The organism is Ornithinibacillus liuyingii (genome assembly GCF_055550225.1).
In genome coordinates, this window is record NZ_JBPWOS010000006.1 from 46,386 (window position 1) to 71,512 (window position 25,127).

The window sequence follows — 25,127 nt, forward strand, 5'->3', positions numbered from 1 at the left end:
TTATAACAGTAACTCCAATTATACTTAAGCCAAGATACTCTGAAGTGTTTAACGAGTCTCTATCACGGCATAAGAACAAAAAATAAAGAAAAGCTGTCTGGATTTAATCTTCACCAGACAGCTATATTATATGTTATTTCTTTTTACTAAGAAAATCTAAACAAAACATACAGTCTTCATTCCGTCTTGGACTTCCAAATTCCAAATTACAAATATGAAAACCCTCTTCATATAATCTTGCTAAATTATCATAGCCCTCACTTGGCATCTTCGTTAACTCTTCACCTGAGGTTTCCGGATCAGACTCCAATCCATCCAATCGATTACGTAAATGATGGTTTTCCATAGCTAAGCGATGATTTTCTTCTAGTAAATCACGAAGTTTACCTTTCAAATCACCAAGCTGTTCATATAATTCACCAATTTGCTTTTCCATATCGGTTACTTGGTCAAATATTTGTCTTTTTTGCAATTCGACTCACTCCATTATTCTTGGCCCTGAGCTGTCACAATTCCTTCTTCGATGAGTTCATCCAAGGTATATTCAATAACACGTTCTTTTGATGGAATTTCTATTTGAATAACGCGATCAAGAATATTAAGACCAACCACATGCCCTCTTCCGTGTGGCGTTTTTACATGCTCGCCTAAATCCGGAAGCTCACGTTTTGCTTCTTCATATTCATCATTCTCATATTTTAGACAACACATAAGTCTTCCACATAAGCCAGATATTTTAGCTGGGTTTAGAGACAAGTTTTGATCTTTGGCCATCTTAATTGATACTGGTTCAAAATCCCCTAAAAAAGTAGAGCAACATAGCATTCTACCACAAGGACCAATCCCACCTAGCATTTTTGCCTCATCACGAACACCAATTTGTCTTAGTTCGATTCGTGTTTTAAACATTGCAGCTAAATCTTTTACTAGTTCACGGAAATCAACACGTCCGTCAGCAGTAAAGTAAAAAATAATTTTATTACGGTCAAATGTATATTCTACATCGACTAAATTCATATCTAACACATGTTCTTCAATCTTCTTAGAGCAGGCGGCAAATGCTTGATCCGCATATTCCTTATTCTCCATTACGGTAAGCTTATCTTTCTCGTTCGCAATGCGAAGTACTTTCTTTAATGGAAGAACGACATCTTCCTCATCTACCATCTTATTCGCAATGACTACTTTACCAAACTCTATCCCTCTTACCGTTTCCACGATGACATAGCTATCAGTCTCTATGTCTAGGCCGGCAGGGTCAAAATAATATATTTTACCCGCTTTTTTAAAACGGACACCAATAACCCCTATCATTTAGTTCACCTCTCTATTTGAAGTGTTAGCTGTTCCATCACAAGTGTTGGATGGACATTCTGCTTCAACTTTCTCTTTGCATCTAGCAAATCATGTAGGGTCGACGTTAATTTCCCCTGTGAAAAGTACATCCCCAAACGCTCTAATCGCTCACCCTGCTGGAAAAAGGTTAGCGATTCAACATGATCCAGATGGTAATAAAGAATATCTTTAAACGCTAAAAGCAATAAATCAATTCCTTGCTCTAACTGTTTTCTTTCTTTAAAGGTAGGAAGCCAATGATTATGTATAAATAAATACACATCATTTGAATTATCTGTAAATGCTTCTACTAATTGTACCACTACTTTTCTAGCTACGGCAAACCACTCATCTTGACTCCACTCTAATGCCTCATCCAAATTATTCGTTAGTGCACTCATTAACCTGGCTGTTGTCTCATTTAATCCCGAGTCTACTAACCTCTGTTGAAAATGCTCTGGATTTAACGGCTGAAGATCAATAATCTGGCAGCGGGAGCGGATGGTCGGTAAAATAGCCTGGCTATTCTCCGTCATCATGATAGCCGTTGTTTTTTTACTTGGATCCTCTAAGAACTTTAAAATCCGATTTGCCGCATTTGCTGTTAGAGTATCGGCACCTTTTATCATATAAACTTTCTGATCCGACTCAAGACCAGAATAGGTAAATTCCTTTTGTAAGTTTTTAATCTGCTCGATTTTAATCGATTGACCATCTGGTTCAATCCAATGGACATCGGGATGATTGCGCGAATCAATCCGCTTGCAATCCGTACACGTTAAACAAGGATCAGCTCCTGTCTTATTCTTACAGAATAGGACCTTAGCAATTAATACCGCAATGTCTTCCTTACCAGTCCCACGTGCACCTTGGAGTAAATAAGCATGTGAAATCCGATTTTTCTTTATACTATTGGTAATAACCTTACAAACCATCGGCTGAATCTCAGCCACATCAGACCACGTCTCCATAAAAACCTTCCCTTACAACTAGTCCATTTCATTCGTATGTTTGTTTATTGGTAATGACGTAGTAAAAGGATAAACCTGTATTTATAGATACGTGCTTACCATTACTTCACCATACCAATTCACGTATATATGTTAACCAATAGACCCTTAATCTCACCTATAAGCCCTAATAGATCTACTGTCTTTTTTTCCTGATTCATAATCTCTTCTGTTAGCGCTATTAACTTCTCATCAATCTCTTTCACTAACGTCAAATTCCGACTACTGCCTGTATAACTAAAACTAAGCGACTTCTGTACATCCAATCCATTCGAAACTGCTTCCTCTAAAAAACGTTTTATCAACCGCTTAAACTTGACCAAATCCTTAAAGGAACGAAATCGTGCTAATCGGTCTCCTTGAACCGTAATATCACTCATTAATCTCTGAAGTTCCGCAGCTTGCATCTTTTGGGTTTGGGACTGAACAATGGACCCAAAAGAAGGTTGATCTTGTTTCGCCGTACGAACACTTTTTTGAGAAGTATCAATCTGTTTCAGCATTTCTTGACTTATCTTCATCTGCTCAGCCCCCTTCCAAGTTCTATTTTAGAATTGAAAAAATGATTCAATCGGCAATACAAATACAGTAGCTCCACCAACCTCTACTTTAACAGGTCGTGGAATATACGAATCTGCATTTCCACCCATTGGTGAAATAGGTGCTACCATCTGTTCGCGTTGAGAACAATTTTCTTTGATGATTTGTAATACATCATCGACACGCTCATCCTCACAACCGATAATTAAAGTGGTATTCCCCTCTTTTAAAAACCCACCGGTCGTTGCAAGCTTGGTAGACTGATAATTATTTTTTCCAAGGGCATCTGTTAAGCGGTTGGAATCCTTATCCTGAATAACTGCCATGACTAATTTCATACGCTAACCTCCTTTACTCCATTGTATTTAAATATTGGGTTATTACTGATAGGCTGTCTCCCTCTACCTTTTCCATCGATTGATCGGCATTAATAACTTGAATTCTTTCTGGGAATCGCTTTACTAATAGCTGATAAGCCTCATAAACCTTTTCATGGAATTCTATTTCTTCTAAATCCAATCGATTTCTTTCTCTATCTTTATTGAGTGAGATTCTCTCCAAGCCTTTTCTCGGCTCAATATCAAAGAATAAGGTTAAATTAGGCATCGCATTCTGAATGGCAAATTGATTGATTGTGAACACTTCATCCATTCCTAATCCTCTCGCATAGCCCTGGTAAGCTAGGCTGCTATCAATAAAACGATCACATAGTACAATTTTTCCCTGTTCTAATGCTGGGAAAACCTTTTCTACTAAATGCTGTCTTCTTGCTGCTGCATACAATAATGCTTCTGTTCTTCCATCCATTGCTGTATGTAATGGATTAAGAATAATATTACGGATTTTTTCCGCTATATCAATACCACCGGGTTCACGTGTTTGAACCACGTCATACCCTAATTGTTGTAGCTTATCTGCTATAGAGTGAAGAATAGACGTTTTACCTGCTCCTTCGCCACCTTCAAACGTAATAAAATAACCACTCACGTAATTTCTTCTCCTTTAGTTTTCAGACAAAAACCTGGATGCCTTGCTCCATATCCTGATGCTGAATTGTTGCCCCTTGCTTTATTAAATGATGAATTAGTCTAATTTGTTCTTCCGTTATCCTTTCTCCTTTTAAAATAATTGGAATACCTGGTGGATACGGAATAATCGCTTCTGCCGCAATCAAGCCGATTGCCTGCTCTATTGGAACCCTTTTCTTGGGCAGAGCATACATATCAAGATAGCTAATCGCTAGTTCTTTCATCGGTTCATTAAATAATGTACTTACCTCTATTGTAGCATGATTTGTCCTATATTTATATTGTTCGTTAATCGAATTTACTATTTTCTCAACCCGTGTGAACTGGTCAAATCCTTTTAGTCCGTGAATTAGTAGCACCTGTGTATCCGTCGCTAACTCGGGATATACATGGTAATCTTCTAACACACTTGCTAAATCAAATCCAGACAGTCCTTTTCTTACTTGTAGCGTAATTTTCAATGGGTCATCACTTTCCACTATGTGCCAGTGCTTCCCTTTCTTCCATATATTCCGAAGTGTATAGACCGACTCTAATACACGTTGGATTTCATCACCTGATAAATTAGCTAGATAATGTCTCGCCATATCTAAAGAGGCCATTAATGGATAGGACGGACTACTCGATTGGATCATTTGTAAATAATGGGCAATTTGCTCCTTTGAAATATAAGATGATTGGACATGTAGGAACGAGGCCATCGTCATCGCAGGTGCCATTTTATGTGCCGATTGGACAACAACATCAGCTCCTAAAGCAAGTGCTGACTTTGGAAAAGGCTCCCCAAGCGAAAAATGGACCCCATGGGCTTCATCTACTAAGACCGGCAGCTCGTGCTCATGTGCGAAGTCAATCATCTTTTTTAAATCATAGGTTTTCCCAAAGTAATCCGGATAGGTTAATACGATTGCTTTGGCATCTGGGTGGGCCAGTATTGCTTCTTTCACTGTTCGAAAGCTTGGTGCTGTAAAACGTTCCACCTCTTCATTAAATGCAGGACTAATAAATATCGGCTTCGCACCAGACAGCTCAAGGCCATTCATAATCGATTTATGGCTATTCCGCTGAACAATTATTTTATCGCCCGGTGTGCATGTAGCAAGTATCATAGCTAAATTACCGGCCGTACTCCCGCCAACTAAGAAAAAGGTATGATCAGCGCCAAAGTATTCTGCTGCAAGTCGTTGTGCCTCTTTAATAATCCCTTGTGGAGCATGTAAATCATCTAGCCCCGATAATTCAGTTAAATCCATTGGTAAAATCGATTTAAAATAAGGCTCTGCTGCTTTAGATAGGATGTCACCACGCTTATGTCCCGGAACATGAAAGGATAGCGGATTTTGTTTATTAAAAGTAATTAAATGCTCTAGTAAAGGCATTGCTTGTTGATTCATCGGTCATTTCCCTTTCAAAAACTGATACCAATATCATAACAACTAAAAAAGCCTTTGCAAGAAATAATGCAAAGACCAATTTCACAATCTATGAAAAGAGTGAAGGTTGATTAATATTTTTTAGCTTTTGCAAATAATAATGGTATTTTTCCTCTCGAGGCTCTGTATGAATCATATTGTATTCACACTCCGTGCATATAAACATATTGTATACATGTATCCCAAGCTGCTTCTTTTCCTCACATATACCACAATGTTTTAATTCTACTATTCTTTGTTCCATGTTCCCCACCTCCGTTAAACTAGTAGCTAGTTTATCCAGAATAAACGGAAGCTATACTATAATTCTTTGAAACTTTTATTTAGGGAAGAATAATCATATGAATTGCCGCAAGCGAAGCAAGTCCAAATAATCCCAGGAATCCAGATACAATCGCTGTAAATAAATTGATTGGAATATGCAATCCAAACGAGCCACCAATCACATTGAAGAAGAATAAAAATAAAATCCCGATTCCTAATTTAACCGTACCATGCGCAAGAAGCCGCATCGGCTTAAATGAAGTACCAAAGAGAAGTAATAACACAATAACCCCAACCATGATCGAAATGACGATTGTCGGATTCACTTACATCAACTCCTTTAACTTGTCCCTTATATAAGTAAATATGATTGGAACGGTAAAAAAAGAACTAACTTAGTGGATATTGTAGAATATACATAATTCCTACATCGTGGATGGGCTTCACGTTCAAAAATAATCAATTAATAAGGAATAATTCGAAATATATTGATATAATAAATGAATTAGGCCGCGCCGCATAGTTTTTATATAGATTTTTAAATGATGCTGCACTCATTAAAAAAGCGGAGGTAACGTCCAATGGTGAAAAAATAATACGAGAAAATCTATATAATCTAACTTGATAATAAGCATGTAGATTTTCTCTTTTATCAGATAATAAAATATAGAGGAGAAGGAACATGCTAAATAAACTGAATCAATCTATCTATTATTTAGATAACGATGAAAATAAAGAAAGACCCACTTTAGGGTTGGTCTGTGGAGATAAATATAGTTTAGTAATAGACGCGGGAAATTCTGTTCAACATGCAAAAGAATTTTTAAATGAAATTAAACGTTTACATGTACCACCAATAAAATATTTGGTCATTACGCATGGACATTGGGACCATTTTCTAGGGTTAAATGAGTTTGATTCTTCCATCATCATCGTAAATAACCTGACAAATGAAATTTTAACTACATGGCAAAACTATTCGTTTGATGATGAATCTCTTCAAACATATGTAGACTCTAAATGGATGTCACCTAAATGTATGGAAATAATAAAAAGTGAAATGCCAACGAGAGAATCATTTAGATTAAATGCTCCAGATATAATTTTTGAAAAGTCGCTTACTATTGACTTAGGGAACAAAGTTTGTGTACTCGAAAAAGTCAGGAGTACTCATAGCAATGATTCAACCATTATTTATGTTCCTGATGATAAAGTTCTTTTCTTAGGAGATAGTGCTTATGGTACAACTACAAATGGTTTATTCCACATCAAACAATCAGTTTTATTGCCTATGATAGAGGATATTCAAAAATATGATGCTAATTACTACTTACTTGGACATGAATCTATTTGTGATTTGGAGGAAATGAATCTCTATTGGAAAGAACTGATTTCCACCAGCAACGTAACCAATTCCACATCATTAGAAAAGGCCGTTGCGAATTTTGAGCTGGTGTATAGTAGGACTCCAAATTCTAATGAGCATTTCTTCTTAAGAGCATTTGTAAATGACCAACGAATTCAGTCACGATAAAAATGAAACGAATCGGTATTTTATTTAAGCCAACTAAAAATCAGCTATACAACTACATCTAGTCGTACAGACAACATGCAAACAGAGCGCTCAAGTTTTCTAAGCGCTCTGTTTTATTCCTAGTATGTTACTATCTATATCTCATTTACTATATCGTATCGCACTAATATTTCGCTGCTTTGCCTCTTTTAATAAAAATAAATACTTCGACCGAGCTAGTTTTTCTGTGCTATTTCCCTCGAATGTCGGCTCTATGGAACGATCAATAAGAGATTTTATTTGTTTCCATTCCTTTTCGACGGAGAAGATAGCATCCAATAAAAGCTCATCGACCTCTCGCTTTTGCTTTTGCTTTCTCTTTTTTCCCACAAGTGTCACCTAACTTTACAGTTCTCTCCTACCCTCTAAAGCTTTTGATAATGTGACTTCATCTGCATATTCTAAATCGCCGCCAACCGGTAATCCGTGTGCAATTCTTGTTGTACGGATTCCAGAAGGTTTTACTAAACGTGAAATGTACATTGCAGTGGCTTCTCCCTCGATATTAGGATTGGTTGCCAAAATAATTTCATTCACTTGTTCATCCTTTAAACGATTTAACAAATCTGGAACATTTATATCTTCAGGACCAATTCCATCCATTGGTGAAATGGCACCGTGAAGGACATGATATTTCCCATGGAATTCCTTCATCTTTTCCATTGCTATTACATCCTTTGGATCCTGAACCACACAAATAACCGAATTATCCCGGGTTGTGTCCGAACAAATAGCGCATGGATCTTGGTCGGTGATATGACCACAGATGGAGCAATGTGTTAGTTCGCGCTTGGCATTGACGAGTGAATTAGCAAACTCTAGTACATCATCATCTTTCATGTTTAATACAAAAAAAGCCAGACGAACAGCCGTCTTTGGCCCAATACCTGGCAATTTTGTAAAGCTGTCAATCAGCTTTGAAATTGGTTCTGGATAATACATGAAGTTTCCTCCTAGAATTAGAACATGCCTGGCATGTTTAATCCTTTGGTAAATTGTCCCATTGTTTCATTTGTTTTGTCATCAACTTGTTTAATCACATCATTTGTTGCTGCAAGAATTAGGTCTTGTAGCATCTCGATGTCATCAGGATCTACTACTTCTTCTTTAATTTGAACATCGATAATTTCTTTTTTTCCGTTTGCTTTTACGGTAACCATGCCACCGCCTGCTGATGCTTCAAATTCCATTTCGAATAATTCTTCCTGTGCCTGCATCATTTTCTTTTGCATTTTTTGCATTTGTTTCATCATATTGCCCATATTTCCCATACCTTTCATGGAAAACGCCTCCTTTGATAGTTTAATTAGTAGCTCTTTACCTGATTGTTGTCTTTGTCTTTTTTCAGACTATGCAACAACCTAAAAAAGCCTCATTTTCAATCATGTATCTCAATCAAGTCATCCCCAAATAGCTTTCTTGCTTCATCGACGATTGGGTCGGTGTTCGTTTGTTCTGGGTTAGATGGTTCTTGATTATTAATATATTCACTTCGTAATTCTTGCCATGCATTATTCGGGATTGGAATAATGGTTAGTTGTTTATTTAATACACTTGTTAGTACAGATTCAACTAGCTCACGGTTATCTAAAAATAGTGAACAGTGTATTTCGTATTTAAATGCAACAACAAGAGATGTCTCGGATGCTGCTGCCGGTTTCGAATCCTGAATGGTCGCATGTGCTGGTGCACTAGTTGTTTTTAATTTACTTAAGAAGTTTGCCCACACAGATTGTACTTCTTTTAGTGCCGGCTTTTCTGCTTCCTTCAGGACATTACGAATTCGCTCATATGGAATCTTATAGCTATTCTTAGATTTACCCGTTTGTGTTCTTCGTCTTTCAGGCTGCTGAGCTACCGTTCCTGTGTTTACTTGTGGTGGAGCTTGCTTCAAGTTGGTCATTTCTTTTTCCAGATTAGCGAGCTTTTGTGTTAATTGCATAACCGCTTCTGAGGAAACAGAATCCGTTGACTCTAGTTTATCCTGATAACGATTAGAAATGGTAATAATGGCAATCTCAATAAATACTTTCGGATTATTAGACCATTTCATTTCTTGCTGGGTTTGATTTAATTGCATAATAGCATGCTGAATCCAAGGCTCTGGTACACGTTCCGATAACTGCTTAAAGTCGTCATCTATAATAGCTCTTTCTAGTATCCCTTCAAGCGACGGGGCACTTTTGTACAGTAATAGGTCCCGTAAGAAATAAATGATATCATAGACAAATCGAGCCGGGTCTTTTCCATTTTGAATAAGCTGATCTAACATTTTCAATGCTAATTGTACATTTTTCTCATGCATTGCCGCTACGATATCGGTTAGAATTTTTTGTGAAACACCACCGGTAACTGCTAGTACGTCCTCTAATTCGACCTGTTCATCACTATAGGAAATCGCTTGGTCAAGTATACTTAACGCATCACGCATTCCGCCTTCAGCAGCTAGAGCGACAGCATCTAATGCTTCCTTTGTCACCTTGACATCTTCTGCATCTATAATCGTTTGCATCCGCTCCACAATAGCTTGGTTGGAAATCGGCTTGAAGTCAAAACGCTGACATCTTGAAATAATCGTCAGTGGTATTTTATGTGGCTCTGTGGTTGCTAGTATAAACACGACATGCTTTGGTGGTTCCTCTAAGGTTTTCAGTAATGCATTAAATGCATTAACAGAAATCATGTGTACCTCATCAATGATATACACTTTATATGGGACAACACTAGAAGCATATTTCACGTTATCACGTATTTCCCTAATATCATCTACACTTGTATTAGAAGCTGCATCGATTTCAATGACATCAGAAATAGAACCGTCCTGAATGCCACGGCAGGCCGCACATTCATTACAAGGCTCTTTTACTGGGGCTTTTTCACAGTTAATGGTTTTGGCAAAAATCTTAGCTGCACTAGTCTTACCAGTTCCACGAGGGCCTGTAAATAAATAAGCATGTGAAAACTTCTGTTGCTCAATTGCATTTTGCAATGTTCTAGTTATGTGGCTTTGGCCTACAACGTCTCCAAAAGTCCTTGGGCGCCATACGCGATACAATGCTTGATAGCTCATAATTGATTCCCCTCTATGATTTCTACCTAATTATACCGATTTTAAGTTGGAATGTGAATGATAATGAAAAAGAAATCTAGTACTTAAGTAATTGGAAGTATTTTACTTGAGGATTGTAAAATGAGGTACGACAAAGCCCCTTGTACAAGACAAGAGGCTTTAAACTCATTATGTATGCCGTGCACCCAACGTCGATGAAGCGACCCCATGCGTTACTCAAGTTCATGGCTCAGTTTAGGTAACCCCACGGCACACAAGAATGACCACTTACTGCTGCTTCCTTCCGGACCTGACAGGGTTCGTGGGTTCCTGTTGCGCAGGACCTAAACGTCAACACCAATCCCTTGAGGCAGACCACACGGTCACTCACCTCGTGATGGGAATTCAGCCTCGCTACAGCGGATTGCGAGTTACAGGGCACCGCTACCTCCCCGCCTAGCACGGTAATATCCATTATAACATGTTAACCAAAAAAATCAATGGACTACTCTATAAGAATATTTTCCAGCTTATTGTTTTTTCCGCTCTCGTAAGGTTTTAAAAAAACTAGTCAGTAATTGACCACATTCCTCTTGCAGAATACCAGAACAAACCTCCACCTGATGGTTGAACCGGTTATCATCTAGCAAATTCATCAAGCTACCAGCACATCCTGCCTTGGGATCCTTAGCACCGTAAACCACCCGTTTGATTCTAGATTGAACAATAGCCCCTGCACACATTGGACAAGGTTCTAATGTCACATACAATGTGCAATCCTCCAAACGCCAGCTTCCGATTTTTTTATTGGCTTCTTGTATGGCAATCAACTCTGCGTGAGATAGCGTCTCCTGGGACAGTTCTCTCACATTGTATCCCGATGCAATGACCTCATCCTGATACACAATAATTGCTCCTATCGGTACCTCGTTTTTCTCTCTAGCCGTTTCCGCTTCTTTTATCGCCAGTTGCATATAATACGCATCATTCATGCTTATCACCGCTCTCTATCGACATCTGTATAATCTAGCCTTATTTTTACCATAATAACAACTCAAGACTATTAGGAGGTGTTCTATTGTTTGAATAACCAACTAGCGAATACTGCTGTACTTTTTATAGATTTAATCAATGATTTTAACTTTCATGGTGGTGAAAAACTTCGTGCCAACATGGAAGAAATTGTACCTAATCTATTGAAACTCAGACAATTTGCAGAAGAACATAACCTTCCTATTATTTATGTAAATGATCATTATCGGTTATGGCAATCCAATCCAGATATCATTATTCAGCATTGTACCAATGATGCCAATCAACATATTATCTTAAAGGTAAAACCAAAACCGAGTGATTACTTTCTCATTAAACCACAGCATTCTGCCTTTTTTCAAACGCCATTATTGTCTCTCCTCCGTGAGTTAGGTAAGACACATATCATCATGGCTGGTATTGCTGGAGATATATGTGTACTATTTTCAGCTAAGGATGCTTATATGTATCAATTTTCCATGCATATTCCGAAAAATTGTATGGCTTCGGAAGAGAAAGAAGGCAATGAATATGCATTGTATTTAATGAATACGGTCATGAAGGCTAATATCGACCCTATCTAAAAGCATAACGTACATGCTCCCTTCATAAAGTTGAATATAGATCATATTCAACTTTTTGAATGACTTTAAGGAGGGAGATTATGCAAATCCATGTTGTCTCACAAGGAGATTCCTTATATACCATTGCCAGTACATACGGCACAACAATCGATGCGCTCGTTAACGCAAATGAATTAGATACTCCAAATCAGTTAGTTGTTGGGCAAGCTTTAGTCATTCCAATTGCCGGACAGTTCTATTTCGTGCAACCTGGAGATAGCCTCTATACCATCGCACAGCGGTTTGGGATGAGCTATCAGGAACTTGCTCGTGTCAATAATATTTCCGTTAATGGGATTTTACCTGTAGGATTACGATTATATATTCCCCAAGGACCGAGACCTGAAATCATTTCCAATGCTTATATTGAGCCACTAGGTGGAACTGTATCAGAAGCATTAGAAAACGCCGCAAGAAAAAACGCCCCATATTTATCCTACTTGGCACCATTTAGCTATCAAGTCAATCGAGATGGCAGTTTAAATGCCCCACCACTAAATGATTTCAAACAAATTGCCGATGCCAATAACGCTAGTTTAATGATGGTGGTTACCAATCTAGAAGAAGGAGCTTTTAGTGCGGAACTAGGGCATATTATTGTCACCGTTCAAGCCGTACAAAATACGTTGTTAGACAATATTGTCAATACAGCCCGTCAAGTTGGATTTTCAGATGTGCATTTTGATTTTGAGTTTTTACCACCGGAAGATCGTGACGCCTATAATACTTTCTTAGCAACCGCAAAGGAACGTCTTTCCCAGGAGGGGCTACTCATGTCCACTGCCCTTGCTCCAAAAACTAGCGCTACACAAGAAGGGGCGTGGTATGAGGCGCATGATTATGCAGCCCACGGGGCAGTTGCAGACTTTGTGGTGCTCATGACCTATGAATGGGGATATAGTGGTGGACCTCCCATGGCAGTATCTCCGCTAGATCAAGTGCGTAGAGTAGTGGAATATGCGTTAACGGAAATGCCATCGAATAAAATATTACTAGGTCAAAACTTATATGGGTACGATTGGACATTACCATACGAACCAGGAGGAGAATATGCTCGTGCGGTAAGTCCACAACAAGCGTTTGCCTTAGCTCGGCAGTATAATGCCTCCATTCAGTATGACACTACGGCGCAAGCACCACATTTCAACTATTGGGATGAGGAAGGTAATGAACATGAGGTATGGTTTGAGGACGCACGGTCCATCCAAGCAAAATTTGATTTGATTAAGGAGCTTAATTTACGAGGGATTAGCTATTGGAAGTTAGGTCTTGCATTCCCACAGAACTGGCTGTTGCTACAGGATAATTTTACGATTTCCAAATCTGGTTAAGTTTGGATTATGCGAGAATCGTACAGCACTTATTTTGTACGATTCTTTTTTATTTTATCGTCAGACTATTCCATTTCCTATGTGATACAATTAACATACAGAGAGATGAGAAAGCAAGGAGCAAAGAACGTGAAAATAAAGACAAAGCAATTTCAAAATAATTGGAAACTATTCACCCTAATGAATAGCAATGGAATAACGATAGAAGTTTTAAATTTTGGTGGTATTATTACAAAAATCATCACCCCAAATAAAGATGGACTGATGGAAAACATTGTATTGGGATATAAGGATATTCTTGATTATCAACATGACCCAAACTACTTTGGAGCACTAATTGGTCGTGTTGCTGGGAGGATCCATAATGCAACATTTGAGTTGAACGGCAAAACATTTAATTTAGGGGAAAATGAGGGGACTAATCATTTACATGGTGGTCATAACGGGCTGCATAAAGTGATTTGGAATGTGGAACCTTTTGAAGGTGATGAAATAATTGGCTTAAAATTGTCTTACTATAGTAAGCAAGAAAATAACGGATATCCAGGCAATGTAGATATAACCGTCACATATACACTTACAAATAAAGACGAGTTCATCATCGATTATTCAGCAACAACGGATAAAACTACCGTACTTACATTAACGAATCATACTTATTTCAATTTATGTGGCAATATAAAAGAAACGATTCATCACCATCACGTGACAATGGATAGTAGTCGATTTGTACAATTAGATGAAAGGCTAATCCCTACTGGCAACATTCTCGATGTTACCAATTCAACTTTTGATTTCCGTTCAGTCAGAGCGCTAGCGGATGGGATCCAAAGCACGATGGATCAGCATAACATAGTAGGAAATGGCTATGACCACTATTTTATTTTTGACCAAAAGAAGCCATATGCTGTTGTTGCAACAGAGTCTACTAGTGGTCGCGTACTTAAGATAAAAACTACCCAACCAGGTATGGTCATGTATACTTCCAATAATTTAGGTCCTAATTACATACTAAACGAGGGGCGGTCCAAGAATTATCTCGGTGTATGCTTCGAAACTCAAAGCTCGCCTGCATCCTTACACCACGACGGTTTTCCTTCTGTTATCTTGAATGCTGATGAAAGGTATCAGGAACGGACAGTATTTCAATTTGAGACGATAACATGAGCTTAAAAAGAAACGATATTACTTCTAATATCTAATGGTTAACTCTAATGCTAAACCTAATCTAAGCACTAATGCTAACAACCGATTTTTTTCTTATACATATTTTCCAATATACCCCAGTACAGAACTCATACAAATGATAAAGGCTCCTAAAATCATAAATGTTCCCGTTTTCCCCCTATACTAGTACTTGAACTGTAAAAATAGCGAAGGTGCGTGCACCCTCGCTATTATAGTAGTGATTACAAGTTTTTAGTTCAACCACTTCTTTTCATGTTACTTACGAAACGCTGCTAACCGGTAATTCATTTCTTTAGTATTCAAATAAATCTCTTTATAAATACGATCCAATTCCTGATACTTTACTACATTATCCGGAATTGGTGTAAAAGTTTTATCGACTTGTAAAAATTTATCCGCACATTCGTTTAGTGAATTAAACCATCCACTGCCATATGCTGCGAGCATTGCTGCGCCCATTCCTGGACCTTGTTCACTTTTAAGTCGAACGATTTCTGCATTAAAAATGTCCGCTTGCATTTGGAGCCATGTTTCGTTTTTTGCACCGCCACCGCTGGATATAATCGTATCTATCTTTTTACCGTTTTTTCTAAAAATATCAATCGATTCATTTAAGGAAAAGGTAATTCCCTCTAAAACAGCTCGGACAAAGTGCTTTCTTTCATGTGAGCTATCCATACCAATAAAGCTCCCGCGAATATTAGCGTCGACATAAGGGACTCTTTCTCCGACAATATACGGCGTAAATAATAGCCCGTTTGCGCCTATATCAACAGAACCTATATCGGCAAGAAGTGCTTCAAATGTTTCATCCGCAGCAAAAACATCCCTAAACCAAGTTAAACTATACCCTGCTGCAAGGGTTACCCCCATGGTGTAGAAAGCATCTACTACAGCATGGTTAAAATAGTGTACTTTCCCTGCATAATCTTTATGGCGACCTGATTCATAAGAAAGGATAACACCTGAAGTTCCAATACTACATAATGTTTTGCTGTCTTCTAAAATCCCTGCACCAATTGCACCACAAGCATTATCGGCACCACCAGCAAACACTGCTGTTGAAGCAGAAAGTCCCGTAGAATCTGCAACCTCCTTTAGTATAGTTCCCACTTTTTCATGAGATTCAACTAACGGAGGACATAGGTTCAGATTAAGTCCAAACAGTTCACAAATTTCCTTGCTCCACTGCTTCTCACTTACATTTAGTAATAATGTCCCTGCTGCGTCAGAATACTCCATATGCAATTCTCCTGTGAGTCTATACCGAACATAGTCCTTAGGCAGAACAAACTTCCTCGCCTCCTGGAAAATTTCTGGTTCATAGTTTTTCACCCAAAGTAATTTCGGTAACGTAAACCCTTCTAATGCTGGGTTTTTCGTGATATTAAGTAGACGTTCTTCACCAACAACATGATAAATTTCCTGACATTCAGTCGTTGTCCGAGTATCATTCCAAAGAATCGCATTTCTTAGCACCTTTCGCTCTTCATCAAGTAATACAAGACCATGCATTTGTCCGGAAAAGCTAATTCCTTCTATATCATCATGGTTCCCATCGAACCCCTCTAGCAATTCCTTTAATCCTGCAATCGTCTGAACGACCCAGTCTTCTGGGTTTTGTTCACTATACCCTGATTTTTCTTGTATTAAAGGATATGCTTTAGATACTTCTTGGATAACTGCACCATCTTGATTCACGAGTAAAATTTTCACTGCACTTGTTCCTAAGTCCACACCAATTACATATTTCATCGTAGCACCTCACTTAAGTTAATTCCCACTGGGGCTAACCACCAGTGGGAAACAGGTTTAATCTGCAAATGCTCGTAATAGATATTGGTTAATCGTCGCTTTGATGAATTCAGTTCTGCCAGATGTATGAGTAATGTCAGTTAAGGATAAAGCATACTCTTCTAATGTGTGGAAGTCTGCTCTACCTTCCACAATATCAAGGCCGATTCCTTCTTTAAAACTTCTATACCGTTCTTCGATAAAATCATCTAGCACGTTATCATCTACTAATTGCTGGGCAACTTTAAGTCCTACAGCAAAGCTATCCATTCCTACTATATGGGCATGGAATAAATCTTCCGGAGTAAACGATCCACGGCGAACCTTTGCATCAAAGTTCAATCCACCTTGACCTAACCCATTATTTTTAATAATTTCATACATTGCTAGTGTTGTAGAATATATGTCTGATGGAAACTCATCTGTATCCCAGCCTAGTAAAGGATGACCTTGGTTTGCATCAACTGATCCTAACATACCATTAACTCTTGCATATCGAAGCTCATGCTCAAAACTATGACCAGCAAGTGTCGCGTGGTTTGCTTCAATATTGAATTTAAAATGCTCTTGTAATCTGTAGTGCTGTAAAAAAGCATAGCCACTTGCAACATCGAAATCATATTGGTGCGTTGTTGGCTCTTTTGGCTTAGGCTCGATGAGAAACTGTCCATCAAAACCAATTTCTTTAGCATAATCTACCGCCATATGGAAGAAGCGACCTAAGTTATCTAATTCTAGCTTCATATCGGTATTGAGTAATGTATCATAGCCCTCACGTCCACCCCAGAACACATAATTTTCCGCACCTAATTCCTTACCAATTTCTAAGCCCTTTTTTACTTTTGCAGCGGCATATGCAAAGACATCGGCATGATTAGATGACGCAGCACCATGAACAAAACGCGGATGGGTGAAATTATTAACCGTATTCCATAGCAATTTTGTTTTACTATCTTTCATATAGTCCTTTATCATGGCAACAATCGTGTCTAGGTTTTGATTGGATTCTCGTAATGTATCGCCTTCCGGTGCAATATCTACATCGTGGAAACAAAAATATGGAACACCTAGTTTTTCAAAAAATTCAAAGGCTGCTTCTACTCGGGCCTTCGCTAAATCTAATCCAGAAAATTTATCCCAAGGTCTGATTGCTGTACCTACACCGAATGGATCAGATAAATCCTCAGTGAAAGTGTGCCAATACGCTACCGCAAAACGTAAATACTCTTCCATTGTACGGACACCAATTTTTTCTTCTGGGTTATAAAATTTAAATGCATAAGGATTTTTAGATATTGGACCTTCATACGTAATGTTATGGATGGTTGGAAAATAGGACATTGTATTACCTCCTAGTATTGGATAATAATTTTCAAAGCTTTTAAAATAGATATATACCTTTGTTCATCTATTCGATATACTAAGTTTGTTGAATATTCACTCGTAAGCATTCTAAGGTAGCCTTAGAGGAGGTTTCAAACATGAAATATACAAACACAACGATATATATCATTTTAGAATGGATTACTAGATTTGCTTTTGTAAATTTATTATGGATTTTGTTCACGTTATTAGGTGGCATAATATTCGGACTTTACCCTTCTACTATTGCTTTGTTTACCATTACGAGAGAATGGTTAAAAGGCAAACATGATATACCTGTTTTTATGTCGTTTTGGAAATACTATAAACGTGAATTCTTCGCTAGCAATAAGCTAGGTATTATCATAACGTTAGTACTTGTGTTAATCGGATTAGATTTCTTATTTATCCAATCGATTCAAGATGAATCTTATTCATGGTTAGCGATTCCGTTATTTGCATTTATGTTTTTGTTTCTAATCTATCTTTTTTATTTATTTCCTGCTTTTGTACATTATGATTTGAAGTTGTTTCCTTTGATGAAAAATGCGTTTTTAATTATGCTTATTCATCCGTTACATAGTTTACTAATGCTCTTTTGTTTCTTTTCGATTTACTTCCTGATGAGCTTTGCACCATCGCTTTATTTTATTTTTGGTGCTAGTACATACGCTTTTATAACCATGTGGCTAGCGTATCATGCTTTTCAGAAAATAGAACGGAAAAAGATAGATTCATAGGCTGTTCACCTCATCCATTGCAAGATGAGGTGTTTTTTTAGCCCTTTACTGCACTTGCTGATATTCCTTCTACTACTTTGTTACTAAAGAAAATAAACGCTAATAAAATAGGTAGCACACTAATGATTAGGGTTGCACCTATTGCGCCCCAATCGGTCATGTATTGTCCAATAAAGTTTTGGATGCCGACTGTAAGGGTTTTATACGCATCCGAACTGATAAACGTATTAACAAATACAAATTCATTCCAATTGTAGATCATATTAATGATGACCGTTGTTGATAGAACAGGTGCGGTCATAGGTAATATAATTTGAAAAAACATCCGGTTAACGGAGCTACCATCAATAATAGCTGCTTCCTCAATCTCCTTTGGAAGCGTGTAATAAAAACCTAGTAAAATCATAATCGTAATTGGTAGATTATACGTTGTATACGTAATGACTATCGACCACGGATTATCGATTAAGTTCACATTTAAAAACATACTAAACAGCGGGATAATCGCCGAATGAATTGGAATCATTAGCCCAATCATAAACAATCCTAAAACAAGCTTACTAAACTTCCATTTCATCCTGGTAATCGCAAACGTAGCCATCGATGCAAACAGAACCGTAAAGGCAATCGCAACTGCCGTAATCCATAAACTATTCCAGAAGTACGTACCGATACCACTTTCCCAAACCTTTAAATAGTTCTCCCATCTGAGCTCTTGTGGTAATGCAAACGGGGATCCAGAAAAGATTTCACGATTATCTTTTAGCGAGAATAGGAATAACCAAATAATCGGGAATATCTGAAATACAGCGACAAGCCCTAAACAGATGTACAAAGTAAAATAGCCAATACGTTTCATCAGACACACCCCCTTAATATTGAATTTCTTCTTTCGATGCTGTTACCTTCCGAATGATAACCGTAATAATCAATGTAATGATAAGTAGTAAAAATCCAATCGCACTTCCATAACCAAAATTATTACTAGAGAAGGCTAATTTATACATATACGATGCCATAACCTCACTAGCCCCATTTGGCCCTCCACCTGTCATAACATAAATCAAATCGAAATACTTCAAAGACCCAACGACAGCTAACACAATGGTCACCTTTATAACACCCATGATTAATGGTAATTTGATTCGAAAAGCAATTTGTATCGGAGAAGCACCATCAATCCGAGCCGCCTCCACGATTGATTCAGGGATGTTTTTCAATGCTGCATAATAAATTAAAATATAGAAACCTGCATATTGCCATAAAATCGGGACAAAGATGGCATATAACACAATGGAAGTATCTGCCAACCATGCAGGGGGATTTTCAATTCCAATAAACGTCAGGATATGATTTAACATACCATTTGTTGGATTAAACACTTTGATCCAAAGCTGAGCAATCGCAACAGACGATAAAAGCATTGGGATTAAGTAAATCTTTCTGAGTAGACTTGCGCCCTTTATTTTGGATGCTAAAATGAGCGATATGATTAAATAGATCACTAAGCTAAGTGTAGAAAATATTGCTAATAAGAATGAATGCCATGCACTATCCCAGAATTTTAAGTCTTGGAGGGCTGTTATATAGTTCTGTAGCCCAATAAAATTCATTTCTCCTATTCCGTCCCATTTAAATAGCCCATAGTAACCGGTTAGGAGTAATGGGATGAAAATAAGGATGGTGACTAATAGGAGTGCGGGAAGAACGTAAAATGCAATTATCCATTTGTTGGACATGACTTTGTTCATTTCATTCAACCCCATATCGTTAAAGTGGAAAAGTAACTGGTAATGACTCACCACCCCCGCTCCTGAAATATACTGCGCTTTCACTTCCAGTACCAGTGCTACATCAGCTTGAAACAGCCCTCGCGGTGTCTGCTTTGCCGCGGGCGGCTGGTGATCCAGGCTACTACTTGAATAAACATCTCTGCAACCTTGCACCGGGGAAGCCCACTGCGTAGCGCTACTTGCTGACGCAGGTGCATCACCGGGTCTCACCTTTGCCTTTCCTCACGCTGGAGTCTCCGTATATTTCAGGAGCTAGTATGGTTTAAGGATAGGTAATAATTAACCAAAGGTAATACCAGTCTCTTTTCCTTTTTTACAAATTTTTTAGAATTCTAGATGATTATTCCTCTGCTGATAATGCGTCTTCGTGTGCTTTAGTGAATTCTTCTGGTGTTACTTCGTTGCCGAATATTGCTTGGATCATGTCTAAATGAACTTGTGCTGCGTCTGGGCTCATTTGAACGTCAGCGAATAATGTTAGATTACTTGCTGAATTTAAGTCTTCTAATACGTCTACATACATTTGTGGTAACTCTAAAGAGTTAGTATCTAGCTTTGTTGCTGGAATTACACCTGCTTGGGTAACGGATTTTTCACCCCATTGTTGAACGAAGAATGAAGCAAATTCTTTTGCTTCTTCTTTTACATCCGAGTTTTCCGCTACGAATAATCCTACCCCTGGTCCACCCACAAAACTATTCATATCTCCTTTTCCATCAACAGTAGGGAAATGGAAATAGCCTACAGAATCTCTAAATTCCTGTGGTACGTCTTCATTTGTTGTGTAGTTAGGTAAATCCCATGTAGCAATTAAATACATGGCTGCCTGTTCGTTCATAAACATACTTTTTGCTTCTTCATCCGCTAAACCATTAAATCCCTTTACGAATGCATCCATGTTTACTAGCTTTTGCACTTCTTCTGCTGCTTGCACTAATGCAGGATCCTCAAATGTACCAGTACGGTTTATCGCATTCGTTAATACATCTGCCCCACCAATTCGGTCTGCTAAATACATGTACCATAAAGAACCTGTCCAACGGTCTTTATTTCCAAGTGCAATTGGAGCGACTCCATTATCACTTAATGTTTGGATAATCGTTTCTAGTTCTTGTAACGTACTTGGCTCTTCAAGACCATATTGATCAAAAATCTGCTTATTATAGAAGATCGTAGCAATATTAAGTTCTAATGGTAAACCGTACGTTTTTCCATCAATAGCATAAGCCTCAGCGGTACCAGAGACAAAGCTGTCCGCTAAATCGCCTTCTAATAGATCATCTAAGGGTGTGAATTTGTTACCGTTTACATATGGATCCAAATAACCTGCTGCCCAAGTCATCCCTACATCTGGTAATTCATCTGATGTGGATAATACTTGGATTTTATCCTTGTACTGTTCGTTACTTAATACTTCTAATTCAACTTTTACCCCTGGGTTTCCATCTTCAAATTCTGCGATGATTTCGCTTACAATTTCATTATGTGTTTTTGAGCTGCCCTCTGGCCATAGATGCATAAATTTGATTACTTTTGAATTACCATCAGAGCCAGAAGCACCATTATCACCACATGCTGCTAATAAGAACATTACAGATAGTAAAGCAACTAATAATGTAATCGCTTTCTTCCTTTCCATCACTAACCCCCCTAAATTTTAAAAATATTTAGGCTTATCACTAAGCTTACATAAAGAATATCAAAAAACATTTTGTTTGTCTAGTGGATAAACTAAGTTTATAATGGCATTATTACATGCTATACTTATACTAATATAAAAAGAAAGTGGTAGTGCAGATGATTAAGAATAAAACGTGGAATCAGCATGAAGTAAAGAAAGAGAATAAATCATTAGTATTGGAAACAATACGCACCAATTACCCCATATCAAGAGCATCCATTGCCAACATGACCGGCTTAAACAAAGGAACGGTGTCATCCCTTGTGAGCGATTTAATGGAGGAAAATCTAATCCATGAATCTGGTCCTGGGGAATCGAGTGGGGGAAGAAGACCTGTAATGCTTTTATTTAACCAACTTGCAGGTTATTCTATTGGGCTTGATCTCGGTGTTAACTATCTACTTGGCATACTAACGGATTTAGAGGGTAACATTTGTCTAGAAAAACAGGTGAAATTTAACAACTTAACCTATGATGAAATACTAGATGAACTATTCCAAATGGTTGATTATTTGATTGAAAACGCTCCTCCTAGCCCATATGGAATTATCGGCATCGGAATTGGGGTCCCAGGTACAGTAAGTAAAAGTGGAGAGATCTTACTTGCTCCTAATCTTGGTTGGAAGAATGTTGATTTACTTTCCATTATGGAAGAAAAGTATTCCTTACCAGTCATCATTGAAAACGAAGCAAACGCCGGTTCGTATGGGGAAAAGAAATTTGGGGCTGGAAAAGATTATCACCATATTATCTATGTAAGTGTTGGAATAGGGATTGGGGTCGGTCTCATTCTAAATGGCGAGTTATATAAGGGAAGTAATGGCTTCAGTGGGGAATTAGGACATATGACGATCGAAATGGACGGGATGAAGTGTGGATGTGGAAATGAAGGATGCTGGGAACTGTATGCATCGGAAAAAGCATTGGTAAAAAATGCTCAAGAAAAAGGATTAACTATCCCCCATGACCGAGAACTTACACTAGAAAGTCTCATTACCCTTGCGGAAGAAGGTAATCAAGAGGCAATTGAAATATTCCATCAAATAGGAGATTACCTTGGTGTTGGAATTAATAATATTTCGAATATCTTTAATCCTGAATTAGTTATTATTGGAAACCGAATAGCTTATGCGAAAGATTGGTTAATGGAACCGTTAATGAATCGTATTAAAAGCCAAACATTATGGTTTCAACAACAAAACTTAGTTATTAACTTTTCCGAACTCTCAACCCACTCCACAGCCCTAGGAATCGCAGCATTCTCCGTAGAGAAATTTTTACTTACGATTTAATGAATAGTAAATCTTGTTTTATATAAATTGTAAAGCTTTCAAGGAAAATAAAACTTGGTCCTATCTCTGAGCAGTCAGTATACACGGAGCCTGTGGGAGGAAAGACATCGGTTAGACCCGCTGGTGCACCTGCGTCTGCATGTTACAATTCGTAGCAGGCTTCCTCAGCGCAAGGCTGCAGAAAAGTTTATTAAGTAGTAGCCTGGCTCACCAGCGCCCGTGGCAAAGAAGACACCGCGAGGGTTCTTTCAAGCGGATGTCGCACTTGTACTGTGAAGTGCAAAGTAGAAACTACGAGGTACCTTTGAGCGATGTCCCCCTGTACTGGAAGTGAAAGCGGAATGTATACAGGCTGAGGACCCCATTAGAAATTTTAAATATATATGTAAACGCATTCAATTTTAAAGGAGGAATAACATGACAACCATTAAAAACCCAATTTTAACCGGATTTAATCCAGATCCAAGTATTTGCCGAGCTGGAGAAGATTATTACATTGCCGTTTCCACATTTGAATGGTTTCCAGGTGTCGGAATCTATCATTCCAAAGACTTAAAAAATTGGAAACTAGTATCTAGACCTCTAAATCGACTAAGCCAACTGAACATGATGGGAAACCCTGACTCTGGTGGAATATGGGCACCTGCTCTTTCATATAGTGACGGGAAGTTCTGGCTTATCTATACCGATGTAAAGGTAACTGAAGGACAGTGGAAAGACTGTCATAACTATCTCGTAACCTGCGAAACTATTGATGGAGAATGGACTGAACCAATCCATATGAATAGCTCAGGATTTGATCCATCTTTATTCCATGATGACGATGGGAGAAAGTATTTTGTGAACATGGTTTGGGATCATCGAATTGGCCATCATAATTTTTACGGGATTGTATTACAGGAATATAGTGTGAAACAGCAAAAGTTAATTGGTCCATCCAAGGTTATTTTTAAAGGAACGGATATTAAATTAACCGAAGCACCTCACCTTTACAAGATGAACGGTTATTACTACTTATTAACCGCTGAAGGTGGAACAAAATATGACCACCAAGCAACGATAGCACGTTCTAAAGATTTATGGGGCCCATATGAAGTACATCCAGAAAACCCACTTATTACATCGTTCATGTATCCAAGAAATCCTTTGCAAAAAGCAGGACATGCATCTATGGTGCAAACCCATACCGATGAATGGTTTTTAGTACATTTAACTGGACGTCCTCTTCCTAGAGAAGGGCAACCATTATTAGACCCCAGAGGATTCTGCCCACTAGGTCGAGAAACGGCTATTCAGCGATTAGAGTGGCATGATAATTGGCCATATGTTGTTGGGGGGAATCAGCCTGCTTTAGAAATAGAAGGACCGAATATTCCAGAAGTGAAATGGGAACCAGATTATGAAGAAAAAGATGATTTTCATTCTGATATATTGAATTTACACTTCCAAAGCTTGCGCATTCCTTTAGGGGAAGATATCGCCTCCTTGAAAGACAATCCAGGGCATTTACGTCTTTACGGTAGAGAATCGCTTACTTCGAAATTTACGCAAAGCTTTATTGCAAGAAGATGGCAGCATTTTAAATTTACCGCAGAAACGAAGGTTGCTTTTCATCCAGATACATTCCAGCAAGCAGCAGGACTAGTAAACTATTACAACACACAAAACTGGACAACACTTACCTTTACGTGGAACGAGGAAAAAGGGCGAATTCTCGATATTCTGACATGTGATAATTTCACCTTTGGACAGCCCTTGAAAGGGAACGAAATTAACGTTCCTGATGGTGTGGAATATGTTTATCTAAGGGTTGATGTTAACACCCATCTTTATGCGTATTCCTATTCCTTTGACAGGGATACATGGGTGAAAATCCCACTATCCTTTGAATCTTACAAGCTATCAGATGATTATATTCAAGGTGGGGGATTCTTCACAGGAGCATTTGTCGGAATGCATTGTCAGGATACATCTGGTAGAAATAAGCATGCTGATTTTGATTATTTTATTTATAAGCCTGACAATTAATTCGGTTAATAAAAAGTATCCCTCCAGATAA

At 38.1% G+C, this 25,127-nt stretch carries 26 protein-coding genes and 1 other RNA gene; 7 read left to right on the forward strand and 20 right to left on the reverse strand.

Annotation, left to right across the window (positions count from 1 at the left end):
* Positions 1 to 133 precede the first annotated feature (133 nt).
* The 9 genes from yabA to ACSKT4_RS09365 all read right to left on the reverse strand — a co-directional run bounded on the left by yabA (position 134) and on the right by ACSKT4_RS09365 (position 5,936).
* A complete protein-coding gene (gene yabA / locus ACSKT4_RS09325) occupies positions 134 to 472 on the reverse strand; it encodes a DNA replication initiation control protein YabA (RefSeq protein WP_186871095.1) in 339 nt (112 codons plus the stop codon).
* 14 nt (positions 473 to 486) lie between these two features.
* Positions 487 to 1,314 (reverse strand): PSP1 domain-containing protein, encoded by an 828-nt coding sequence (locus ACSKT4_RS09330; RefSeq protein WP_186871094.1) that lies wholly within the window; start codon positions 1,312 to 1,314, stop codon positions 487 to 489.
* Between the two features lie 5 nt (positions 1,315 to 1,319).
* Positions 1,320 to 2,306, reverse strand: a complete 987-nt coding sequence (holB, locus tag ACSKT4_RS09335) for a DNA polymerase III subunit delta' (RefSeq protein WP_465823223.1) — start codon at positions 2,304 to 2,306, stop codon at positions 1,320 to 1,322.
* Positions 2,307 to 2,425: 119 nt separating this feature from the next.
* Entirely contained in the window at positions 2,426 to 2,866 is a 441-nt protein-coding gene (locus ACSKT4_RS09340) for a YaaR family protein (RefSeq protein WP_186871092.1), read from the reverse strand.
* Between the two features lie 27 nt (positions 2,867 to 2,893).
* Positions 2,894 to 3,223: a cyclic-di-AMP receptor gene (locus ACSKT4_RS09345; RefSeq protein ID WP_186871091.1), complete on the reverse strand. Its 330-nt coding sequence runs from the start codon at positions 3,221 to 3,223 to the stop codon at positions 2,894 to 2,896.
* Between the two features lie 13 nt (positions 3,224 to 3,236).
* A complete protein-coding gene (gene tmk, locus ACSKT4_RS09350) occupies positions 3,237 to 3,872 on the reverse strand; it encodes a dTMP kinase (RefSeq protein WP_186871090.1) in 636 nt (211 codons plus the stop codon).
* A 22-nt stretch (positions 3,873 to 3,894) separates the two neighbouring features.
* Complete coding sequence (locus ACSKT4_RS09355) at positions 3,895 to 5,307, reverse strand: aminotransferase class I/II-fold pyridoxal phosphate-dependent enzyme (RefSeq protein WP_465823225.1); 1,413 nt, start codon at positions 5,305 to 5,307, stop codon at positions 3,895 to 3,897.
* A gap of 88 nt (positions 5,308 to 5,395) precedes the next feature.
* On the reverse strand, positions 5,396 to 5,590 hold the full coding sequence (locus ACSKT4_RS09360; protein WP_186871088.1) for a sigma factor G inhibitor Gin: 195 nt from the start codon (positions 5,588 to 5,590) through the stop codon (positions 5,396 to 5,398).
* A 79-nt stretch (positions 5,591 to 5,669) separates the two neighbouring features.
* Positions 5,670 to 5,936 carry a pro-sigmaK processing inhibitor BofA family protein gene (locus tag ACSKT4_RS09365; RefSeq protein ID WP_186871087.1) on the reverse strand — a complete coding sequence of 89 codons (267 nt, stop codon included), beginning with the start codon at positions 5,934 to 5,936 and terminating at the stop codon, positions 5,670 to 5,672.
* Positions 5,937 to 6,292: 356 nt separating this feature from the next.
* Between ACSKT4_RS09365 and ACSKT4_RS09370 the strand changes: the two genes are divergently transcribed.
* Positions 6,293 to 7,144 (forward strand): MBL fold metallo-hydrolase, encoded by an 852-nt coding sequence (locus ACSKT4_RS09370; RefSeq protein ID WP_186871086.1) that lies wholly within the window; start codon positions 6,293 to 6,295, stop codon positions 7,142 to 7,144.
* A 141-nt stretch (positions 7,145 to 7,285) separates the two neighbouring features.
* Here the strand turns inward: ACSKT4_RS09370 and ACSKT4_RS09375 are convergent, their stop codons facing one another.
* The 6 genes from ACSKT4_RS09375 to tadA form a co-directional block, all read right to left on the reverse strand.
* Positions 7,286 to 7,522: a YaaL family protein gene (locus tag ACSKT4_RS09375; protein ID WP_366481265.1), complete on the reverse strand. Its 237-nt coding sequence runs from the start codon at positions 7,520 to 7,522 to the stop codon at positions 7,286 to 7,288.
* A 6-nt stretch (positions 7,523 to 7,528) separates the two neighbouring features.
* Positions 7,529 to 8,125, reverse strand: a complete 597-nt coding sequence (gene recR / locus ACSKT4_RS09380) for a recombination mediator RecR (protein ID WP_186871085.1) — start codon at positions 8,123 to 8,125, stop codon at positions 7,529 to 7,531.
* A gap of 17 nt (positions 8,126 to 8,142) precedes the next feature.
* Positions 8,143 to 8,463, reverse strand: a complete 321-nt coding sequence (locus ACSKT4_RS09385; RefSeq protein ID WP_186871084.1) for a YbaB/EbfC family nucleoid-associated protein — start codon at positions 8,461 to 8,463, stop codon at positions 8,143 to 8,145.
* Between the two features lie 98 nt (positions 8,464 to 8,561).
* A complete protein-coding gene (gene dnaX / locus ACSKT4_RS09390; protein ID WP_186871083.1) occupies positions 8,562 to 10,253 on the reverse strand; it encodes a DNA polymerase III subunit gamma/tau in 1,692 nt (563 codons plus the stop codon).
* 177 nt (positions 10,254 to 10,430) lie between these two features.
* Positions 10,431 to 10,697: signal recognition particle sRNA large type (gene ffs, locus ACSKT4_RS09395), an RNA gene on the reverse strand.
* Positions 10,698 to 10,762: 65 nt separating this feature from the next.
* Entirely contained in the window at positions 10,763 to 11,224 is a 462-nt protein-coding gene (gene tadA, locus ACSKT4_RS09400) for a tRNA adenosine(34) deaminase TadA (RefSeq protein ID WP_186871082.1), read from the reverse strand.
* A 90-nt stretch (positions 11,225 to 11,314) separates the two neighbouring features.
* Between tadA and ACSKT4_RS09405 the strand changes: the two genes are divergently transcribed.
* The 3 genes from ACSKT4_RS09405 to ACSKT4_RS09415 all read left to right on the forward strand — a co-directional run bounded on the left by ACSKT4_RS09405 (position 11,315) and on the right by ACSKT4_RS09415 (position 14,385).
* Positions 11,315 to 11,848, forward strand: coding sequence for a cysteine hydrolase family protein (locus ACSKT4_RS09405; RefSeq protein ID WP_186871081.1), 534 nt, complete (start codon positions 11,315 to 11,317; stop codon positions 11,846 to 11,848).
* Positions 11,849 to 11,928: 80 nt separating this feature from the next.
* Positions 11,929 to 13,218, forward strand: a complete 1,290-nt coding sequence (locus ACSKT4_RS09410) for a glycoside hydrolase family 18 protein (protein ID WP_465823227.1) — start codon at positions 11,929 to 11,931, stop codon at positions 13,216 to 13,218.
* A 129-nt stretch (positions 13,219 to 13,347) separates the two neighbouring features.
* Positions 13,348 to 14,385, forward strand: a complete 1,038-nt coding sequence (locus ACSKT4_RS09415) for an aldose epimerase family protein (protein WP_465823229.1) — start codon at positions 13,348 to 13,350, stop codon at positions 14,383 to 14,385.
* Positions 14,386 to 14,661: 276 nt separating this feature from the next.
* On the opposite strand, the gene xylB is transcribed toward ACSKT4_RS09415, so the two are convergent.
* Complete coding sequence (gene xylB, locus ACSKT4_RS09420) at positions 14,662 to 16,161, reverse strand: xylulokinase (RefSeq protein WP_465823230.1); 1,500 nt, start codon at positions 16,159 to 16,161, stop codon at positions 14,662 to 14,664.
* Positions 16,162 to 16,218: 57 nt separating this feature from the next.
* Positions 16,219 to 17,541, reverse strand: a complete 1,323-nt coding sequence (gene xylA / locus ACSKT4_RS09425; protein WP_465823231.1) for a xylose isomerase — start codon at positions 17,539 to 17,541, stop codon at positions 16,219 to 16,221.
* Positions 17,542 to 17,681: 140 nt separating this feature from the next.
* On the opposite strand from xylA, the gene ACSKT4_RS09430 reads away from it, so the two are divergent.
* The gene (locus ACSKT4_RS09430; protein ID WP_465823232.1) at positions 17,682 to 18,302 is read left to right on the forward strand and encodes a YesL family protein; all 621 of its coding nucleotides are present in this window, start codon (positions 17,682 to 17,684) and stop codon (positions 18,300 to 18,302) included.
* A 37-nt stretch (positions 18,303 to 18,339) separates the two neighbouring features.
* On the opposite strand, the gene ACSKT4_RS09435 is transcribed toward ACSKT4_RS09430, so the two are convergent.
* The 3 genes from ACSKT4_RS09435 to ACSKT4_RS09445 all read right to left on the reverse strand — a co-directional run bounded on the left by ACSKT4_RS09435 (position 18,340) and on the right by ACSKT4_RS09445 (position 21,734).
* Positions 18,340 to 19,161 carry a carbohydrate ABC transporter permease gene (locus tag ACSKT4_RS09435; RefSeq protein WP_465823234.1) on the reverse strand — a complete coding sequence of 274 codons (822 nt, stop codon included), beginning with the start codon at positions 19,159 to 19,161 and terminating at the stop codon, positions 18,340 to 18,342.
* A gap of 13 nt (positions 19,162 to 19,174) precedes the next feature.
* Positions 19,175 to 20,053, reverse strand: coding sequence for a carbohydrate ABC transporter permease (locus tag ACSKT4_RS09440; RefSeq protein WP_465823370.1), 879 nt, complete (start codon positions 20,051 to 20,053; stop codon positions 19,175 to 19,177).
* A gap of 382 nt (positions 20,054 to 20,435) precedes the next feature.
* Positions 20,436 to 21,734, reverse strand: coding sequence for an extracellular solute-binding protein (locus tag ACSKT4_RS09445; protein WP_465823235.1), 1,299 nt, complete (start codon positions 21,732 to 21,734; stop codon positions 20,436 to 20,438).
* Between the two features lie 158 nt (positions 21,735 to 21,892).
* Here ACSKT4_RS09445 and ACSKT4_RS09450 point away from each other — a divergent pair, with 158 nt between their 5' ends.
* Together ACSKT4_RS09450 and ACSKT4_RS09455 are read left to right on the forward strand one after the other, a co-directional pair.
* Positions 21,893 to 23,068, forward strand: a complete 1,176-nt coding sequence (locus tag ACSKT4_RS09450) for an ROK family transcriptional regulator (RefSeq protein ID WP_465823236.1) — start codon at positions 21,893 to 21,895, stop codon at positions 23,066 to 23,068.
* Between the two features lie 417 nt (positions 23,069 to 23,485).
* Positions 23,486 to 25,096 (forward strand): glycoside hydrolase family 43 protein, encoded by a 1,611-nt coding sequence (locus ACSKT4_RS09455; protein WP_465823237.1) that lies wholly within the window; start codon positions 23,486 to 23,488, stop codon positions 25,094 to 25,096.
* Positions 25,097 to 25,127: the final 31 nt, after the last annotated feature.

Coding starts and splice junctions, on each gene's coding strand:
- ACSKT4_RS09445 (WP_465823235.1), bottom strand. CDS start 21,734: ATGGAAAGGAAGAAAGCGATTACATTATTAGTTGCTTTACTATCTGTA.
- recR (WP_186871085.1), bottom strand. CDS start 8,125: ATGTATTATCCAGAACCAATTTCAAAGCTGATTGACAGCTTTACAAAA.
- ACSKT4_RS09340 (WP_186871092.1), bottom strand. CDS start 2,866: ATGAAGATAAGTCAAGAAATGCTGAAACAGATTGATACTTCTCAAAAA.
- holB (WP_465823223.1), bottom strand. CDS start 2,306: ATGGAGACGTGGTCTGATGTGGCTGAGATTCAGCCGATGGTTTGTAAG.
- xylA (WP_465823231.1), bottom strand. CDS start 17,541: ATGTCCTATTTTCCAACCATCCATAACATTACGTATGAAGGTCCAATA.
- ACSKT4_RS09440 (WP_465823370.1), bottom strand. CDS start 20,053: ATGAACAAAGTCATGTCCAACAAATGGATAATTGCATTTTACGTTCTT.
- dnaX (WP_186871083.1), bottom strand. CDS start 10,253: ATGAGCTATCAAGCATTGTATCGCGTATGGCGCCCAAGGACTTTTGGA.
- ACSKT4_RS09330 (WP_186871094.1), bottom strand. CDS start 1,314: ATGATAGGGGTTATTGGTGTCCGTTTTAAAAAAGCGGGTAAAATATAT.
- ACSKT4_RS09370 (WP_186871086.1), top strand. CDS start 6,293: ATGCTAAATAAACTGAATCAATCTATCTATTATTTAGATAACGATGAA.
- tadA (WP_186871082.1), bottom strand. CDS start 11,224: ATGAATGATGCGTATTATATGCAACTGGCGATAAAAGAAGCGGAAACG.
- ACSKT4_RS09385 (WP_186871084.1), bottom strand. CDS start 8,463: ATGAAAGGTATGGGAAATATGGGCAATATGATGAAACAAATGCAAAAA.
- ACSKT4_RS09435 (WP_465823234.1), bottom strand. CDS start 19,161: ATGAAACGTATTGGCTATTTTACTTTGTACATCTGTTTAGGGCTTGTC.
- ACSKT4_RS09345 (WP_186871091.1), bottom strand. CDS start 3,223: ATGAAATTAGTCATGGCAGTTATTCAGGATAAGGATTCCAACCGCTTA.
- ACSKT4_RS09450 (WP_465823236.1), top strand. CDS start 21,893: ATGATTAAGAATAAAACGTGGAATCAGCATGAAGTAAAGAAAGAGAAT.
- ACSKT4_RS09410 (WP_465823227.1), top strand. CDS start 11,929: ATGCAAATCCATGTTGTCTCACAAGGAGATTCCTTATATACCATTGCC.
- xylB (WP_465823230.1), bottom strand. CDS start 16,161: ATGAAATATGTAATTGGTGTGGACTTAGGAACAAGTGCAGTGAAAATT.
- ACSKT4_RS09430 (WP_465823232.1), top strand. CDS start 17,682: ATGAAATATACAAACACAACGATATATATCATTTTAGAATGGATTACT.
- ACSKT4_RS09455 (WP_465823237.1), top strand. CDS start 23,486: ATGACAACCATTAAAAACCCAATTTTAACCGGATTTAATCCAGATCCA.
- ACSKT4_RS09355 (WP_465823225.1), bottom strand. CDS start 5,307: ATGAATCAACAAGCAATGCCTTTACTAGAGCATTTAATTACTTTTAAT.
- ACSKT4_RS09360 (WP_186871088.1), bottom strand. CDS start 5,590: ATGGAACAAAGAATAGTAGAATTAAAACATTGTGGTATATGTGAGGAA.